14 protein-coding genes and 1 pseudogene are annotated in these 16,058 nt (G+C 58.7%); 8 read left to right on the top strand and 7 right to left on the bottom strand.

Going from position 1 to position 16,058, the window contains the following annotated elements:
- The first annotated feature begins 295 nt into the window (after positions 1 to 295).
- The 5 genes from H351_RS32665 to H351_RS29070 all read left to right on the top strand — a co-directional run bounded on the left by H351_RS32665 (position 296) and on the right by H351_RS29070 (position 2,498).
- The gene (locus H351_RS32665; protein ID WP_244891521.1) at positions 296 to 607 is read left to right on the top strand and encodes a TetR/AcrR family transcriptional regulator; all 312 of its coding nucleotides are present in this window, start codon (positions 296 to 298) and stop codon (positions 605 to 607) included.
- 2 nt (positions 608 to 609) lie between these two features.
- On the top strand, positions 610 to 966 hold the full coding sequence (locus H351_RS32660; RefSeq protein ID WP_244891517.1) for a hypothetical protein: 357 nt from the start codon (positions 610 to 612) through the stop codon (positions 964 to 966).
- 100 nt (positions 967 to 1,066) lie between these two features.
- The gene (locus tag H351_RS29080; RefSeq protein WP_244891516.1) at positions 1,067 to 1,624 is read left to right on the top strand and encodes a TetR/AcrR family transcriptional regulator; all 558 of its coding nucleotides are present in this window, start codon (positions 1,067 to 1,069) and stop codon (positions 1,622 to 1,624) included.
- A 56-nt stretch (positions 1,625 to 1,680) separates the two neighbouring features.
- Positions 1,681 to 1,962 carry a hypothetical protein gene (locus tag H351_RS29075; RefSeq protein ID WP_029257052.1) on the top strand — a complete coding sequence of 94 codons (282 nt, stop codon included), beginning with the start codon at positions 1,681 to 1,683 and terminating at the stop codon, positions 1,960 to 1,962.
- Between the two features lie 29 nt (positions 1,963 to 1,991).
- Positions 1,992 to 2,498: a hypothetical protein gene (locus tag H351_RS29070; RefSeq protein ID WP_144440136.1), complete on the top strand. Its 507-nt coding sequence runs from the start codon at positions 1,992 to 1,994 to the stop codon at positions 2,496 to 2,498.
- Positions 2,499 to 2,754: 256 nt separating this feature from the next.
- Here the strand turns inward: H351_RS29070 and H351_RS29065 are convergent, their stop codons facing one another.
- The 4 genes and pseudogenes from H351_RS29065 to H351_RS29050 all read right to left on the bottom strand — a co-directional run bounded on the left by H351_RS29065 (position 2,755) and on the right by H351_RS29050 (position 6,901).
- Positions 2,755 to 3,720 carry a hypothetical protein gene (locus H351_RS29065; RefSeq protein WP_051636619.1) on the bottom strand — a complete coding sequence of 322 codons (966 nt, stop codon included), beginning with the start codon at positions 3,718 to 3,720 and terminating at the stop codon, positions 2,755 to 2,757.
- Positions 3,721 to 4,703: 983 nt separating this feature from the next.
- Positions 4,704 to 5,261: a restriction endonuclease gene (locus H351_RS29060; RefSeq protein WP_158510649.1), complete on the bottom strand. Its 558-nt coding sequence runs from the start codon at positions 5,259 to 5,261 to the stop codon at positions 4,704 to 4,706.
- Between the two features lie 424 nt (positions 5,262 to 5,685).
- Positions 5,686 to 6,220, bottom strand: a pseudogene (locus H351_RS29055) (recombinase family protein); the annotation flags it as partial.
- 84 nt (positions 6,221 to 6,304) lie between these two features.
- On the bottom strand, positions 6,305 to 6,901 hold the full coding sequence (locus H351_RS29050) for a recombinase family protein (RefSeq protein ID WP_037121467.1): 597 nt from the start codon (positions 6,899 to 6,901) through the stop codon (positions 6,305 to 6,307).
- 522 nt (positions 6,902 to 7,423) lie between these two features.
- Between H351_RS29050 and H351_RS29045 the strand changes: the two genes are divergently transcribed.
- Both H351_RS29045 and H351_RS29040 read left to right on the top strand, forming a co-directional pair.
- On the top strand, positions 7,424 to 7,909 hold the full coding sequence (locus H351_RS29045) for a hypothetical protein (RefSeq protein WP_029257057.1): 486 nt from the start codon (positions 7,424 to 7,426) through the stop codon (positions 7,907 to 7,909).
- 296 nt (positions 7,910 to 8,205) lie between these two features.
- Entirely contained in the window at positions 8,206 to 8,574 is a 369-nt protein-coding gene (locus H351_RS29040; protein WP_244891515.1) for a hypothetical protein, read from the top strand.
- A gap of 455 nt (positions 8,575 to 9,029) precedes the next feature.
- Here the strand turns inward: H351_RS29040 and H351_RS29035 are convergent, their stop codons facing one another.
- From H351_RS29035 to H351_RS29025, 3 genes are all read right to left on the bottom strand, one after another.
- On the bottom strand, positions 9,030 to 9,704 hold the full coding sequence (locus tag H351_RS29035) for a hypothetical protein (protein WP_144440142.1): 675 nt from the start codon (positions 9,702 to 9,704) through the stop codon (positions 9,030 to 9,032).
- A 285-nt stretch (positions 9,705 to 9,989) separates the two neighbouring features.
- On the bottom strand, positions 9,990 to 11,102 hold the full coding sequence (locus H351_RS29030) for a DUF3320 domain-containing protein (RefSeq protein ID WP_144440141.1): 1,113 nt from the start codon (positions 11,100 to 11,102) through the stop codon (positions 9,990 to 9,992).
- A 143-nt stretch (positions 11,103 to 11,245) separates the two neighbouring features.
- Positions 11,246 to 11,446 carry a hypothetical protein gene (locus H351_RS29025; protein WP_144440140.1) on the bottom strand — a complete coding sequence of 67 codons (201 nt, stop codon included), beginning with the start codon at positions 11,444 to 11,446 and terminating at the stop codon, positions 11,246 to 11,248.
- A 569-nt stretch (positions 11,447 to 12,015) separates the two neighbouring features.
- Here H351_RS29025 and H351_RS29020 point away from each other — a divergent pair.
- Positions 12,016 to 16,053, top strand: coding sequence for an Eco57I restriction-modification methylase domain-containing protein (locus H351_RS29020; protein WP_029257062.1), 4,038 nt, complete (start codon positions 12,016 to 12,018; stop codon positions 16,051 to 16,053).
- Positions 16,054 to 16,058: the final 5 nt, after the last annotated feature.

Raw genomic sequence — 16,058 nt, 5'->3', positions numbered from 1 at the left:
GTCAAAGACACAGCGGTCCGCAAGCTGACAAACCCGAACCTCACGTGGGAAACCATCGCTCTGGAATCGAAGCCGCCTGTCGCGACGTCGACCGCATGGCGCCGGTACGAGAAGTTCGATGCCGCAGCTCGAGAAGCAGGATTCGACAGTCCACCATTGCCCGACCTGCGAGCCGCCGAGAACCCGATGCGCAGCGAACTCACCACCGTTTGACCCGCACGCACCAATAAAAGGGGTGGCCCTGGCAGTGCTGTAACACCGTCAGGGCCGATGACCACAGAAAGCACCTGTGACCATGAACAATCATACCGACCGCTCCGAAGGCATCGACCACGGCAAAACCGGCCGACCAAGTATGCAGCCACGAGCGAAAATCACCCGAGAAGCGATCCTTGAAGTGTCCGCCACCCTCTTCAGCCAAACCGGGTACGCGGGCACCAGCATCAATGACATCTTGGCGATCTCCGAGACCACCAAAGGTGCGATGTACTTCCACTTCTCGAAGAAGGAATCCATCGCGAGCGAGATGCTCTGCCGCTGGTCCGCCGCAGTCTCCGAGACAGTGGGAAGGCCGCAGCGACAGGTCAACCCGCCGATCGGCAAGTGATCATGATCTACCGCGAACTCGCCCGCCGCACCCAAACAGAAGCGATCACCCGAGCTGGACTCATCCTGTCCGTCGACAAGTCGCTCAGTGATGCGTGTGCGACCTACGGATCGTGGACCGACGCGATCACACCGATCGTCGTCGACGCGATCCGTTCCGGCGCCCTCGACTGCGCGGAAAGCATGTCCAGGCTCGCAGACACTCTCTGCGCCGGTTTCGTCGGCGCTGTGCACGTTGCAGCTAGCCTCGACGAGAACCACACCATCACCAAACGAGTCGACGATCTGCTGCTGATGTGGCGCGGAACCGACCCGGCCGCCGTCCGTATGGTCGAAGAGCATCTCTGTGAACAGCCATAACGAATCGGCGGCCACTCCGGAAAACGCTGCCGCCACAAGAACCAGCCCTCGGATCGGGCGCATCCCCGGCAGTAAAAACTCAGCAATGCAGGACCGTGCGGTGCGAACACGGGAAGCGATCATCGCCGTCGCAGCCCGGCACTTCGACACCGACGGATACGGCCACACCAGCATCAACACCATCAGCGCTACCGGAAAATTCGCCAAAGGCGCAATGTACTACCACTTCCCGTCCAAAGAAGCGATCGCCGCGCACCTCATCTCGGACTGGAACCGCACCCTCGACGAAACCATCAGCGAAGCACTGACATCCGGTTCGAGCAGCACGGCAGGGGAGAAGCTAACGGCGATCTTCACGTCCCTCGCTCGTCAGATTGCCGAGGACACCAACGTGCGGGCCGGAATGAAACTCACCCTCGAACCCACCATCGACAACGCGGCCGGCTTCGCGCACTGGGTCGACGCCGTCAATGACATCATCGACACCGCCATCACCGACGGCGAACTCACCAACACGCCCACCACACACCGACTCGCATGGAACCTGTGCGCCGGCGCCTTCGGAGCCGTCAACGCATCAGCGATCCTGCACGAAAACGTCGACCTCACAACCCGCATCGATGACGTGCTCACCATCCACCTGTCCGCCACACACTGACGCCAATATCCGCCTTCCCCTGAGTACCGGAAACAGTGAAACACTAGGGAGACTTCATGCCTGGCCGCATTGCACCCAGCGACCTCTATCTGCAACTGCACGGCCAACTCGGAGTAATCAACGATCTGCTTCACCGAGTCGCCGCCAGCGTCGCCGATTACAAGCTGTACGACCCTGAAACACTCGAAGCGGACACCCTCGGCGATGCCACCACAGGGCCCGAGACTTACGAAGCCGTACTCCGCGAGCTCGACCTCGTTGACACCGCGCTCAAGGCAACCGACGCCGCCTACAGGCGTGTCCTTGACGAAGCCAGCCGTCTCTACTTGAAAGACTGACTGCCAGGACATCATGGGAGGATCTGCGCTTGACCGAAACGCGAGTACACCTCACAGAGCCCCTACCTGGGCTTCCCATTTACTTGACCTTCGCGGAGATCAAGCATCTATCGGACCTCACAGAGATATTCCGACAGGCCGCCGAAGAAGTTGGAGAGGGTACAGATCCCGAGACGATCGCCACGCGTCTCAAAGGGCAGGCCAGATTCGCCAACTCCCTCTTCGAACAGGCGATGAACTATCGATACATCACCCAGGCGGGAGACTCGTCCAGCTTGATTTCCGCAAGTCAGCCCGGATGGATCAACATCACCGTTCATCCCCACAATGCGGGGGAACTGAGAGTGATCGACCACTTCTTGAGCGCCCACGACGAGCTCTACGACGCGAATGCCCTGGACGCAGAGACCAATCGCCCCATTCTGCTGGTGTCTTCAACAGTGGATGAAACCTTCGAATGCAGGCGCACGACGAAGAGAGTCCTCGTTGTCCCCCTACATCGGATCGGTTCATTGGAAGATCTGCACGACTGGTGAATGAACACACGCGGTGCCGAAATTGTCTGCCCCGCCAAGTAACCTTCACGATGCGACGAGAAGCAGGTCGCCACACCTGCCAGACCGACGATCACTCGACGGTCCTGATCTGTGTGGGAACCCCACACAGATTGGTAGTAGTGGCGGCTTGTTCTCATTCGGCATTGCCAGTTATCGTGTCACGGAACGGACTTCCGCAGTTCTCGCACAATTGCCCCCAACACCTAGCCCCACTTGTTGGTGCTGCATTTCGCTCCTACAGCATCTCGTCTGCCAGGCCGAGAGATGGCACTAAGGCAGCGATGTCGACGATCTCGATGTGTGCTGCCGGTCCGGTGGTGAAGTCGGCGACGGTGAACTGTCCGGCGGGTCCGAACTTTTCTTCGAATCGGTGTCGAGTATGGGGAGAGGAGCGGCCCAAGGCCCACTCGGCGGTTGATCGTGAGGCCACCAAGAATTTCTTCGGAAGCGCTCCGACGACGAACAGCTGCGCACGCCGCTCCGTAGGGTCCAGCGCCAGATGAACCAGATCAGCAAAGACGCCTCGCTTGCGCATGGTGTCGGCACCCTTCCACTGCGAAACCTTGAACTCGGCGATACGCCGATCGGTCTCGACATCAAACGGCCTGCTGGGGTCGTTGCCGGCGCCGAGTGATGGCCTGACCGTGACGGTCTCACCAGGTTCGAGGATCAGGGGAAGGCACCGCGCAATGACTGTGGCATGAATGACGTCGTTGAGCCGACCTACATGCTGACGAACGGCCAGGGCTGCGTCGAGAAGATCCTCGCTGAAGTGAAAATGTTCGACGGCGTCAGCACACCCGGTCATGTCCGAACCATCGAACGCCGACTCGGCGGAGGACAGGTGCTTGGTGAGCTCGTTCGTAGTGAGGAACTCCAGCAGGGTAGCGAATGATGCCGACAGATGCGTGTAGTCAGACAGTGCGACGGTGAGGTCACCGCCTGTTTCGAGCCGCTGCACCCCGTTCTTGGCCTTGTAGATACTGGTAGTGAAACCGATTTCACGGAGACGCGCCAGGGCGGTATGAGAGGTGAAGCTCGATCGTGGGAGGTTGCTGATCAGCTGATATGCCTGCTTCGGGGGATAACGAACGCCGTCGATGTCGGCCCAGTGTTCTCGGATCGGTTCGGGTACAACCTGACTGACGAGCTTCAACGCCGCATCGAGGTCTGTTGGATCCTCAGGGATCTGCGTTTCCATCACAACGATGAGTCAAGCAGGCCATTGCTCCATAGGATTTGTCAGGGCTCTCACCGACCTAATCGCATTCTCGCCGATCTGTGCAGGGAAACGGTAGGTGAGACTGTGATCCTCGGAATTGTTTGGCATGTTTTCACGAAACGATTTCGCACGCCCACTCATAACGAAAGCCCAAGGCTAGGCTTTGGGACGCTGACGGTGCTACCGGCACAGGTTCGGAAACGAGGGAAACTCATGGCCCATTCGGATAAGTGGTGCAACGCTCTGTACTTCCCGTACGGCCGGAAAAAGATGGGAGGGGTATTTTGCCGTCTGGATACCGGACACGATGGCGACCATTGGTGCGAGTATGAGGACGAAATGGGGCAGTAGATCGAGTATGAACGGGCGATCATTCTTGGCGCCACTCGCCACTTCTTCCCACGCAGCTCACATCGAATGGCCGCTGTGAGCGGCCCTCTGCAAATCGAGGACCTGAAAGTCGTGATCACGGGATGACTGTCTCAGAATCTCCCGTGCTCCAGCGGGCGCTACAGAAGGTGAGACAGGTTTCTGACACAGGATACGATTCGGTAACGAGATGTGGCGATTTTGCTCCGGCGTCATCTTGACCGCGCCCCGACATAGCCAGCTCTTTTGACGGGTGACCTCTCGGTAAAGTATCCGCGTTCCGACTCTAGGAGGTTCTGGTGGAGCTCGTATGTACGTCGTGTGAGCAGGTTGTCGAGGACGAGGCGGACTGGGACGAGGAGTGTGAGTTGTGCCCGGGGTGCTCCGAGGTGGGCGCAGGTTCCACATACTGCTGCGGGGCCATATACGAAGCTGGCGAGGACACCTGCGGGAGCTGTGGCGAGCCTCTCTAGGCCGAACTACCGATTAGCGGCATCCCACGGGACCCAGTTATTGCCGCTGATCGTGCAGTCGTCTTCTCCAGTGTCAGAGTTCTCGTCCTTGCAAGTCAGGGCCAGCGCTAACCGCTAGCTTCATTTCTTCATCAACCCGCCGATAGCGGCCACGATGAACAGGACCCCGAGCGCCCCTGCCAAAGCGAAAATGGTATCCAGCACCGGCACAGAAAGATCGAACAACAGGAAGAGTGAAGTCGGGGATATGAGCACGATGCCCTTGAGGAACCATGCAAGGTGCTCGTCGACAATAAGGCTGGGCGAACCGAGACCTTTGGCCCCTTTCGATATCGACCGGGCCGCCGAATTGTACGGCTGAACAGCACCTTTCGAATCAAAGGTGAAAAGCGCAATCTCGACGTCCGCTGCATATTTCACAGCATGGGACGAGTACCCACTCAAAGAGAAGAAAAGCATCGACCTTCGCAGGTCACGGCCTCGTGCACCATATAGACGCTGAAGGTCTGGCCGGCCAACCTGGGACCTGTGCATCTTCACTTGAGCTATCGCTCGTGACGACAGCACGTCGATACCACCATCCGGTCCTCCGGGATGTGCTCGTGCGTCATTGAACCCCATCTTTCGCATGGCCGAAGCCATCGCCAATTCAGCTTGTTGATGAGAGAGCGAAGTCACGACAAGCGCCTCCTGATAAGTGAAATCCACTTATACACCGCGACTCCGACATCAGAGCGACAACCACCCAAGTTCGCCACCGAGCTAACTGTGCCACCGCTACAAATTCGATATATTCCATGGAGCCTGCTGGCCGCCTGGGTGCCGAGGGCCGGCCAGTATTCCTCAACGGTGACCACGCCTAATCATCTTGTACGCCAGAAGGCAGAGAAGAGTAGCGATCACAAACGCTGCGGAGGCATTGAATGCCCGACCTGATGTGGTCATTCCACTGCTAAGGGCCGTACCGACCCGCCAGCTACGACAACGAACGAAAAAATCGCAATCATGCCCCGTGAGGGCGAGATCCAGGGTCCCAACGCAGATGGGGGACAAAGTCTTTGATGTTTCGGCCCGTTGAACCGCCGGCTGAAAGTGCGCGTATCTACTTGAGGTGTCGGTACAGAGTGGTTCGTCCGACGCCGATGATTTCGGCGATGTCGGTGAGTTGCAGGCCGTTCTCCCGCATCCGTTGTGCTTGTGCGAGTTTCGTTGAGGTCATCTTCGGTGGCCGGCAGCCGGTACGGCCACGCGCCCTGGCGGCGGCGAGGCCGACCTGAGTCCGTTCGCGGATCAGGTTGCGTTCGAATTCTGGGAGTGCGCCGAAGATGGAGAAGATGAGTTTGCCGCCGGAGGTGGTGATGTCGATCGCTTCGGTCAACGATTTGAAGCCGACTCCGCGGGCGGGGAGATTTTCGACGGTTTGCAACAGATGGGGGAGGTGAACGCCCCAACAGGTCGAGGCGCCAGACGACCAAGGTATATCCGTCGCGAAGATGCGACAGGAGATCCGTCAGTTGCGGACGGGTCGTGGTTGCGCCCGACGCGGTCTCGGTCCAGACCTTGAAACAGCCGGCCGCGCTCAGAGCGTCGCTCTGAGCATCGAGCGTCTGATCGGTAGTCGAGACCCGCGCATAGCCCTGTGACTCTTGGAATTATTTGGCATGGGGTGCTCGATAGACGCGGTCGGCCGTAAACATGGCGGATCGCTTGACTGGGCAAGATCAGGGTGCCGGGGGTCTTTCAGTGTCCCGCTCGGTGCGTGCCAACTCGATGTTTGCGTAAAGTGCTGAACGCTTCAAACCTGTGTTCCGGCAGAGTGTTTCGATCTTGAATTGTCCCGTCTCGTACGTTTGCAATAGGTACGCACGCTCTTCCGGTGTGAGCTTGTGCTGACGGCCTTTCATCTTGCCGGCCGCCGCGGCCGCTGCAACAGCGTCCCGCGTTCTGCTCCGGATCAGGTCTGATTCGAATTCGGCCATCAGCCCGAGGACGCCGATGAACATTTTTCCCATCGGATCGGTGGGGTCGTAGATCTTCCCGTCGATCGACAACGCCACGCCTTTGGCGGCGAGTCGCTTCACCGTTTCGTGAAGATCCCCGGCGGACCGAGAGAGTCGATCGAGTTTGGTCACGCAGAAGACGTCGCCTTCGCGGGCGGCGTTGATCGCATTGTCGAGTCCGGGTCGATGTGTCTGCCGGCCACTGATTCCGTGATCGACGTAGACGCGGTCTCGGTCGATGCCTTCCTTGACGAGAAGATCGACCTGAATCGACGAATCCTGAGCCGCCGTACTCACACGCGCGTAGCCGATCTTCATTTCACTCCCGATTTTCGCCGTTCACGACGTCCAGTGGACGTATCGTCCGCTAGAAACTATGTCATACCGGATTTTTTTAACGGACAGCAAAATGGACGGAACGCGCTGAAATTTCCCCAGGTGAATCGCACGCAGGAGCGCGTTCGAGATCGTCCGGTATGACGATGGTCAAAACGCACACCGAAACCGGCAGGAGGGCTCTGAGTGCGTTTGCCTTGAATCGGTAAGCCTCCGCGATTGGCGAGTGAGGTCAGTACAGGAACAGTCGATGAGGAGTAAATCGTTCGCAGGCTGAACCGTACGCTGCTTATTCATGCACCTTTGCTATGTCGAAGATTCGGGCAACTCTGGGGAGGGCTCACTTACACTGAATGGTCTAACCGTCCTGCCACTTGCTTCAGGGCCCCGGGTTTAGTTGTCCTCTGGCGGAATACGCGTTCGGCGCCCGCGATTGTCGGCATCGGCCGCTAGATTTGGGCGAGGTCCGGCACTGTGCAGGACCACATCCCTGTGAGGTGGTTGATGGAACCCGTAACCCTGATAGTCGCGGCGATCGCACTCGGTGCGTCGGACGGCGCACGTGAGACCACGAAACAGGCAATCGGCGACGCGTACACGGCCGTGAAGGGCTGGATTACGAACCGGTACAGCTCCGTGACCGCGGAGGTCGAGGGGCTGGAGCAGGAGCCAGAGGAAGAACTCCGCCGCGCACTCCTTGCGAAGAAACTGGATCAGGCGGGTGCTGGCGACGACGTCGACCTTCTGGGTCTCGCGCAAGCTCTCCTTGCAGCCGTCGAAGAGCAGGCTCCCGAGTTGCCTGCCACCATCGGCGTAGTGATTCGTCGCGCATCGGTTGGAGGCGACATCGAGGTCAAAGATGTGGCCGTCGACGGCGGGAGTGGTGTTGTCGCCGAGGACATCGCAGCTGCTGGCGATCTGCGGATCGGCCGAGTCGCAGCGCGTGCCCTTCAGGAGTCGCCCCACCCTACCTGGGCGCGGGAGCAGTAGACGGTTCGTCTGCTTCCGCGCACAACTTCACCTCGACCCAGCGCAACGTCATCGCTGGCCGGGATAACAACACGTACTATTCGGTCGGCGCGACGGAGACGGGTAACAGCGGCGGCCGCATCCGCGCAGTAACGGCGTCAGTCAAGCCGGTGCCTATCGGTCAGGGTCTATGGACCGTCACTGTAAACAACGCGAGTTCGGGTCCGATTACGGACCTCGAAGTCGATGTGTATGCCGTTGATGGGGACGGCAACGGACTGGAGGGTGCGTGTCACCCGGCGAAGGGGAAGATCTCAGTGCAGGGGCTCTCCCGCGAGATGCTGTCGGGCGTGATGAGCGGAACACTTGATGCCATCGGCTCCCGCGCTAACTCGATGTATCCGCCGGGGATTTTCGGTGTGCCGACGAACCTCGGTTCCTATGGTGGGATGTTCTCGGATCACATCATGAGTGTCCCCGGCCTCTCCGCGCTTCTTCAGAACGCGCAACAGCAGATGGTCGACAAATACCCGCAGGTGATCTCGCGAGACCAGTCAGCTGAGGTGTTGTACAGCGCCCCCGGAGCGGCCGAAGTACGGGTCGATCTCCAGTTCGCCGACGACATGGGCAACCTATGGCGTCGGCGGCACGGCCAGCAACCTGAACCGGTGATGGAGGGCGAATAGGCCGGAGTCTCCCGAATCCGGCCCACACCCCGCGTTCCCTCGGAAGGTTGGGGGTTATCCGCTGCGCCGGAAGCGAACACGCAAGCGTGAACCCCCGACTGCGGCCGCTGTCGGGGCTTACGCTCTACTTGCCCGGGTGCCGACGACTCCGGAAGTAGTTGTCGGGCGTCTGGAGCCAGGGAAAGAACTCGATGAGATACGGGCCGAGACCTCTCGTGTTTGGTGACGACATCGCTTCTGTCGCTAACCGATCAACGGTATATGTAGAAACCGCCATCGCACATCCGCTGGCTACAAAGAGAGGTTCGCCGTTCTTGTTTCCCAGCCTCACCGTGCCCGGGGCGGCACGCCACGCCCGCCCGGTGGGGGCCGCGGGCTCTTTCGTAGTCCCGTCAAGTCCGATAACCACCCCTTATGTCAGGTGAGCTGAAGAATGAGCTCCGGGGCTCTGGCGGCTAACCGAACCGCAGCCAGCTCCGCGCCGGCAGCCCCATCGAGCGATGAACCAGCGGAATAGTTGGAGCCGTCCGAGGCGTCGGGTCGACACGGACAATGCGTCCACCGACGGCGGGCCGTAGAACCGGCGGCGGTGGGTAGGCATCGGGGTCGGTCCGCGGCGTGGAGATCTCACGGCCGGCCGCCGAGCACCATTCCCCTCCGTCCGTCTGGTGGCGATTGAGCTGCCCGGTGGTCAGGCGCATCTTCGTTGCACGACCACACTCCTGGCACGTCACGGGCGTTGAGCGACCCGGTCGTTCCGTGTCCGCGTGCTGGCGGCGTGCCCGACGGATCGTTGTGTCCGCCTCCAGGTTGCATGAGCGGGAATTGACCATTTTTCTGGCGAGCACATCGAGGGAGACGCGCTTGCCTGCGGTGAGGGCACGGCTCTGTAGTCGCGTGAGCAATTCCACGGCCACCGCGCGGAGATCCTCTTCTCCTGGGGTGGCACCTTCAGTGATCTCGCGCAGTGGAGCAAGGTCATGCGCTTCCATTTCGGTGACCGCGTAGAGGAACAGCACCTCGTCGTCGCAGCAGGCGCGGCACCGCGGCCCAGGGTAGAGGATTTGGGGTTTGGCGCAGAACGAACATGTGTCCCGATGATCCTGCGTCCCGCCTTCAGCTATTTCCACGTTCCCTCCTGTCCATCGATACCGACACATCTCCTGTCGTACTGAGATACCAGCAGTGCGCGGAGCGGACGATATTCTTGTTTTCTGCTCGCACTCGGAACCCTGCACACCACTGATCGGCAGTGGTGAACGGTTGTTATACACCGCTTTTCGAGGAGGCGATGTTAGTTGTAGATCATGGTCCTCTGCCGTAGAGAAGTGGCTAGTGTAGGTGACTGACATGGCGCCCCGAATGACTTACCGGAGCGGTTGGCCATCTTTCTGTCCACAGTGGGAGCTTTTGCTTCACTCGTTTGTCGTTCCGATGTAGCGGTCTCGATCCACTCGGAGAAAGCCAACGGACTGGGCATATTTCAGCGATTTCTGCAGGTGATTTTTGATCATCGGGGACCGACGACGACGCCCGAACGTCCGGAGCACGGAAGTTTCCAACTGATCGATCTCCATTGGACCGCCGCGAAGGATGAACCGCGCGGCATTCGCGATTTCCACCGGACTGATCTCGTCGAAGGGTCGGCTGATCGAGCTCGAATTCGGGCGAAACTCTGTCCACGTAGCTCGATCGATGCGCGCCGGCCAGACAAACTTCTCGGAGTCGACCTCGCAATCGAGCATCTTGATCTGGTAAATCAGTTTGCGGGAGCGCGCATCGTACAGTCGAGACACCCCAAACGACTGAGCCGTGAGGCTGGCCAGTCGATCGAGCTGGATGGGGCCCTCATATTCGACTATTTCGGCAGCAACCGCTCGAACCGCTTCCTTGGCAATCTTTTTGGGTAGATCGTCGAGAACGGCGATGTCGCCCGCGGGAACAACTATCCACTGTTCGAACTCGAGTCGCTGCTCACCGATGGTGGGTGTTTCGATGTGCCCATCACGCTCGAGAACAGCCTTGTCCGGTTCGACGTGTTCGCCACCGTCTTCAGTTTCGGTCGGGCTCACAGTGGTCTCTGTGAGCCCAGATTCCGCCACCACTCGGGAAAGAGCGTCGGTACGCAGAATTTCTGCCGTAGTCGTGCCCTCGTGATCGCCGAGGTGACTGAGCAGGCGTACGACGAAGTCGAGGGCACGCCACACATCGAGCGATGAAAAATCATCGTTGTGTGCCCAGCGATTGCGAACAATGCGTAATTCGCCGCCGAGGACAGAGACGGTCCGGGTGGGGTCGTCGAAGGGAAAACCGAGTTTGCCGAGCCGTTCGGTCAGCAAACGTAGTTGCGCTTGCAGATCACCGCTGGAGTGCTGACGCGGGGTATATCCCTTGGCTCGATCAAGTTCCGTCAACACCGCCGTCCACGGAAGGCCTCCAAGCTCGTCTGTGAGCGCGGCAGCGAAGTAAGGGTTGAGTCGAGAGGCGAGGTGGTCAAGTCCTTTTTGGATCGCTGCACGATTGTCCATGCTTTTCCTATCGTCATCAGGTTTTCACGTGTTCGTTCATCCGCCAGAGGGTCACGTCGACGACGTGCACAGTGCAAATCAACCGGGCAGAGGTGTGCGCTCGGAATGGTTCGAATCTCAGATATTTACTGCACTGAATAGAGCTACAGGGAATCGACGATGTCCTTGACCTTCTGTCCATCAGTCGACGAGAGTCCTTCGTTGATCTGCACGAAGATCAACGCATTGTCCGAACCGTAGCGGTGCGGGCCAGCCAGAATGGCAGCGTCGGCGTAGCTTTTCACTGTTTTGCGGTACTGATCGGCATTGTCGAAGATCATGACAGTGCCGCGTTCCCCAGGCACTGAGGGAAGGTCGAAATCGTATTTCTCAGTTGCTGCCACAGCCAGACCGCCGGGATCTCCCGGTGCGCAGTTCTCGCCGATACCAGCGTCTTCGATCTGCGCACACACACTTTCCGCTGTTTCAGCTCCATCAGAGGAATCGGACGAACAACCCGCCGCGAGAAGAAGAGTGGCCGTAGCCGAGAGAGGCGAAGATCTTCAACGAGTTCATTAGGTCTCTTATTCAGGTCATTAACAGCTGCGGGCTTACGAGAACCTTCACTTAAGCAGACAAGTCCGACAGGATTCATTCGACGCACAGAATAACTGGGTGCGATCGAGCGTCCGCGCGCATGTTTGAAAGACTCATCCCATCCGGACGACGAGTTCGCTGGAACCTGAGGGGAAATCGAGCGGGGACGTCTGTCGGAGACCGGCGTAGCAACGCCCGATGTGGAATCGAAGGGTTCTGATCCATCCTGTACGAACGGCGACACTCCTCCCTGATTGGTTCCGCCTCGACCTACGGCTCAAGTACCGTCCCCTAAGCTGATCGGAAGTCACCAGGCAATGCAATAGACGGAGAAACAGTGAGCAATCTCGAAGACTTTCTAGCAGACGCAGATGTCCGAGAGATACCGTGGTCGAAGCCTTCCGGCGCCCCGATCTCACTCGATACTGACCGAATCCTTATTGCGGACGGAGCGGATGCAATCGAGGTTGCCGTCGCATCTGCCACATCTCAACCGAAAATTGATGATGTCCGGCGGCTGTGGTCGGCGCGATGGGCTCGTCGGGCGGCTCCTGTGGTACTCGTCGTCGCGTACCCGGCCCACGACTCCTTCAACGCTGCAGTCTGTGGAACGAAAGACGACCCGGCTGTACTTGTAGACCTGGACTTGTCACAAGTCGAGAGAATTTGCGCGGCTGCACTAGGTGCCCCCGACGCTGCCAGTGCTGAACGTACATTCCATCGCCTACTCGTCGGGCAAAAAGATCAGCTGGTCGCCGGCCTCACCAATGTCGGATTGTTTGCGTCCCATGAACTTCGGGCCGGCGTACCCACCCGTGGGGACTGGCACGCTGAGCGGGAAAAAGGCACGGCACTCCTGCAGCAACGTGGTCTGGACCTCATTCGAGGTCTCGGATACACCGCGACCCCGCACGGATCGAGTGCACTGATCCTCGCTTCGGGTGACAACCACCGTGCAATAGCAGTGCTGCTCGACGACCATGAATTGTTTGACCGCCCCACCGATCGATTCGGGGCAGTGTCTCCGGTCGCACAGGGACTCGCGATCGCTCAACAGCAAGGCCTTCCGTGGCTCGTCGTGACCCGAGGCACGCAGGTTCGGCTTTACCCTGCGAGACCCGATGTCGGGGTTGGCCGCAAGGGGCAAGCGGAGACATTCACCGAGCTCGATCTCGCGCTGCTCTCCGAGGATGACGCAGCATATCTGCCGCTTCTATTCTCCTCTGTTGCATTGGCCTCCGGTGGAAGCGTTACGGCTATCCTTGCCGCCTCTGCGGATCACGCTGCTGCACTTGGCAAGCGGTTGCGCGACAGAGTCTATGTAGATGTGGTTCCGCGATTGGCAGTTGCCGTCGCCAACCGCATGGAAGCGACGTCGGAGTCGAATCTGGCTGAGGCATACCACCAGACCCTCGTCATCTTGTTCCGACTGCTGTTCGTCTCTTACGCGGAGGATCGGGGTCTTCTTCCCTACCAGCGCAACCCGCGTTATACGAAGAAGGCACTCAAGACGGTTGCCCGGGAGTTAGCGGATAGCCCCGACATCGTGTTCGATCCCGAAGCCACCGACCGGTGGGATGACCTTCTAGCTATCTGGCGTGCCGTCGATGACGGCAACAAAGAGTGGGGAGTACCTGCCTATAACGGCGGCCTGTTCGCCAGCGACGACGCACACCCCTCAGGGCAAGCTATCGCAGCACTCCATCTGACAAACGCCGAGATAGGCCCAGCTTTGCGAGCCCTTGTCATCGACACCGGCGAAGACGGCACACTGGGACCCGTCGATTTCAGATCACTCTCGGTCCGTGAGTTCGGCACGATCTATGAAGGACTGCTCGAATCATCCCTGAGCATCGCGCCAAATGATCTGACCGTCGATCCCAAAACAGGCGCATTTCTGCCGGCGAGAACCGGAGACACAGTCGAAGTACCCTCCGGGCAGGTCTACTTCCACAACGCCTCAGGAGCACGGAAAGCTTCAGGGTCGTACTTCACAAAGGCCTTCGCAGTCGAACACCTGTTGGATTCCTCCCTCGAACCAGCATTGGCTGACCACCTCACGGACGTCGCACGACTCCTTGACGCGGGAGACGATGCCAAGGCAGCCGAAAAATTCTTCGATTTCCGAGTCGCCGACCTCGCAATGGGCTCCGGACATTTTTTGGTCGCTGCTATCGACCGAATAGAAAACCGGTTTGCAGCGTTCTTGGCACTGCACCCGATACCCGCAGTTACCGAAGAACTCCACCGGCTGACTCTCGCCGCTCAAGAAGCGCTGGGAACAAGCGCGCCTGACATCGAGATCGAGCCGACTGCACTACTGCGTCGTCAGATCGCTCGCAGGTGCATTTACGGACTGGACCTGAATTTGATCGCCGTGGAGCTTGCACGCCTGGCAATGTGGATCCACACCTTCGTCCCCGGTCTGCCGATGAGTTCGCTCTCTCATGGACTCGTCGTGGGAAACAGCCTGACGGGCATCGCCACGATCGAAGAAGTTCTCGCCGTTCTCGATCCCGAGTCCAGCAATGGCACCATCAGCATTTTCGAAGATCAAATCCTTGGCGAACTGAATACTGCACGGGAACGACTCGTTCGCGTGGCCCGCACCGCTGAGGCCACTAAAAAAGAAGTCCGCGAAGCCGCCAAAGCACATGCACAAGCCAAGGTCGATGCCGAAGGGGTCGCGGCGATATTCGATGCTGCCGTTGCTACCCGCTTGGGTTTGATCAACCGTGTCGCAACACCTGATTCGGCGATCCGGGCCGTCGAAGACGCCACTGTGCAAAATCAGATGAAGCACCTTCAGGCTGCACACTTTCCGGTCCTGTTTCCGGAAGTGTTCTTGCGGGAGAAGCCTGGATTCGACGTGTTGCTCGGTAACCCGCCGTGGGAAGAGGCCACGGTAGAAAAACTTGGGTGGTGGGCGCTGCGCTTCCCGGGTCTTAAGAGCATGGCTCAGAAAACTCAGAAAGCGCGAATTGCTGAGTTGGAGAAGGATCGAATCGACCTCGTTGCCGAGTACGAAGCCGAGGTTAGCGATACGGCTTTGGTTCGTCGGGCCCTGTTGAGCGGCCCCTTCCCCGGGATGGGTACCGGCGACCCCGATCTCTACAAGGCGTTCACCTGGCGGTTCTGGCAGGCGCTGCGCGAAGATGGTTCGATTGGCATTGTGCTGCCGCGGAGCGCGCTCGCTGGCGCGGGTAGTGCGGAGTGGCGCGACGATGTCCTCACCAATGGCACATTCGCTGACGTCACACTTCTTGTAAACACCGCGGGGTGGGTTTTCGACGAACTGGAACCTCGATACACGGTAGGACTGATTGGCATCAGAAAGGGAGAGAAGCACGCAGGAGCGCTTAGCCTTCGCGGTCCTTTTGCTTCTCTTGCTGAGTATCGAGGAAAGATCAATGAAGGAAGTGCCGAAGTTGCTACGGAAGACTTTCTTGGCTGGTCTGACCGGGCCGCGTTTCCTGCGATTCCGGATGCTGCAGCCCTAAGTATCTTCGTAAAAATGCGTGCACAACCTCGACTCGACGCTAAGTCTGGTTCTTGGCGTGCCCGGCCACAGCGTGAATTCGACGCAACCACTGACAAGAAGTACTTCTCCACAGATCTAGAGAAATCTGAGGGGTGGCCGGTGTATAAAGGTGCATCATTCGATTTGTGGAAATCAGACACCGGTACCTATTACGGGTGGGCGGACCCAAATACGGCTAGTGCAGCACTTCAGTCTCGTCGCCTACGTCAATCCCGAAATTTACGGTCGGCTTTCTCGGAGTTCGATCAGAGCATAGTCCGAGACCCAGAAACTTTGCCCTGTCTACACCCGCGTGTCATGTTTAGGGACATAGCCCGTGCTACAGACACGCGAACATTAAGGGCTGTCTTGGCTCCCGGAAATTTGGTGGTTACAAACACTGCCCCCTACGTGCTTTTTCCATCAGGAACTAAGCAAGATGAGGCATTTCTTCTGGGGATACTGTGCAGCATCCCGCTCGATTGGATCGTTCGAGCAGTAGTTGAGAATCATGTGAACTTTCATATTTTCAACGGTCTCCCTATTCCTCGACCTGCCTCTGATAATCCGCTTCGGAAGCGTGTTGTAGAGATTGCGGGTCGGCTTGCTGCTGTCGACGATCACTACAAGGACTGGGCCGATCAGGTGGGAGTGCCGATCGGCTCAGTTACCGACGAGGCGACCAAATCTGACCTGATCGCAGAACTGGATGCGCTCGCAAGCCTTCTTTATGGACTTAACCGTAACGACGTGGTGCACATTTATGAGACTTTCCACCGCGGATGGAACTACCAACCGAGACTTGACGCAGTTCTGAACCACCACGAAAACTGGACGAAGACGGTGCAAGCATGACCGAA

Source organism: Rhodococcus erythropolis R138 (genome assembly GCF_000696675.2).
GTDB lineage: Bacteria > Actinomycetota > Actinomycetes > Mycobacteriales > Mycobacteriaceae > Rhodococcus_F > Rhodococcus_F erythropolis.
Note: the sequence above shows the minus strand (reverse complement) of the source record. Positions and strands in the feature narration are given on the sequence as shown.

Coding starts and splice junctions, on each gene's coding strand:
- H351_RS29065 (WP_051636619.1), bottom strand. CDS start 3,720: ATGGAAACGCAGATCCCTGAGGATCCAACAGACCTCGATGCGGCGTTG.
- H351_RS32660 (WP_244891517.1), top strand. CDS start 610: ATGATCTACCGCGAACTCGCCCGCCGCACCCAAACAGAAGCGATCACC.
- H351_RS29075 (WP_029257052.1), top strand. CDS start 1,681: ATGCCTGGCCGCATTGCACCCAGCGACCTCTATCTGCAACTGCACGGC.
- H351_RS32665 (WP_244891521.1), top strand. CDS start 296: ATGAACAATCATACCGACCGCTCCGAAGGCATCGACCACGGCAAAACC.
- H351_RS29050 (WP_037121467.1), bottom strand. CDS start 6,901: ATGAAGATCGGCTACGCGCGTGTGAGTACGGCGGCTCAGGATTCGTCG.
- H351_RS29030 (WP_144440141.1), bottom strand. CDS start 11,102: ATGGACAATCGTGCAGCGATCCAAAAAGGACTTGACCACCTCGCCTCT.
- H351_RS29045 (WP_029257057.1), top strand. CDS start 7,424: ATGGAACCCGTAACCCTGATAGTCGCGGCGATCGCACTCGGTGCGTCG.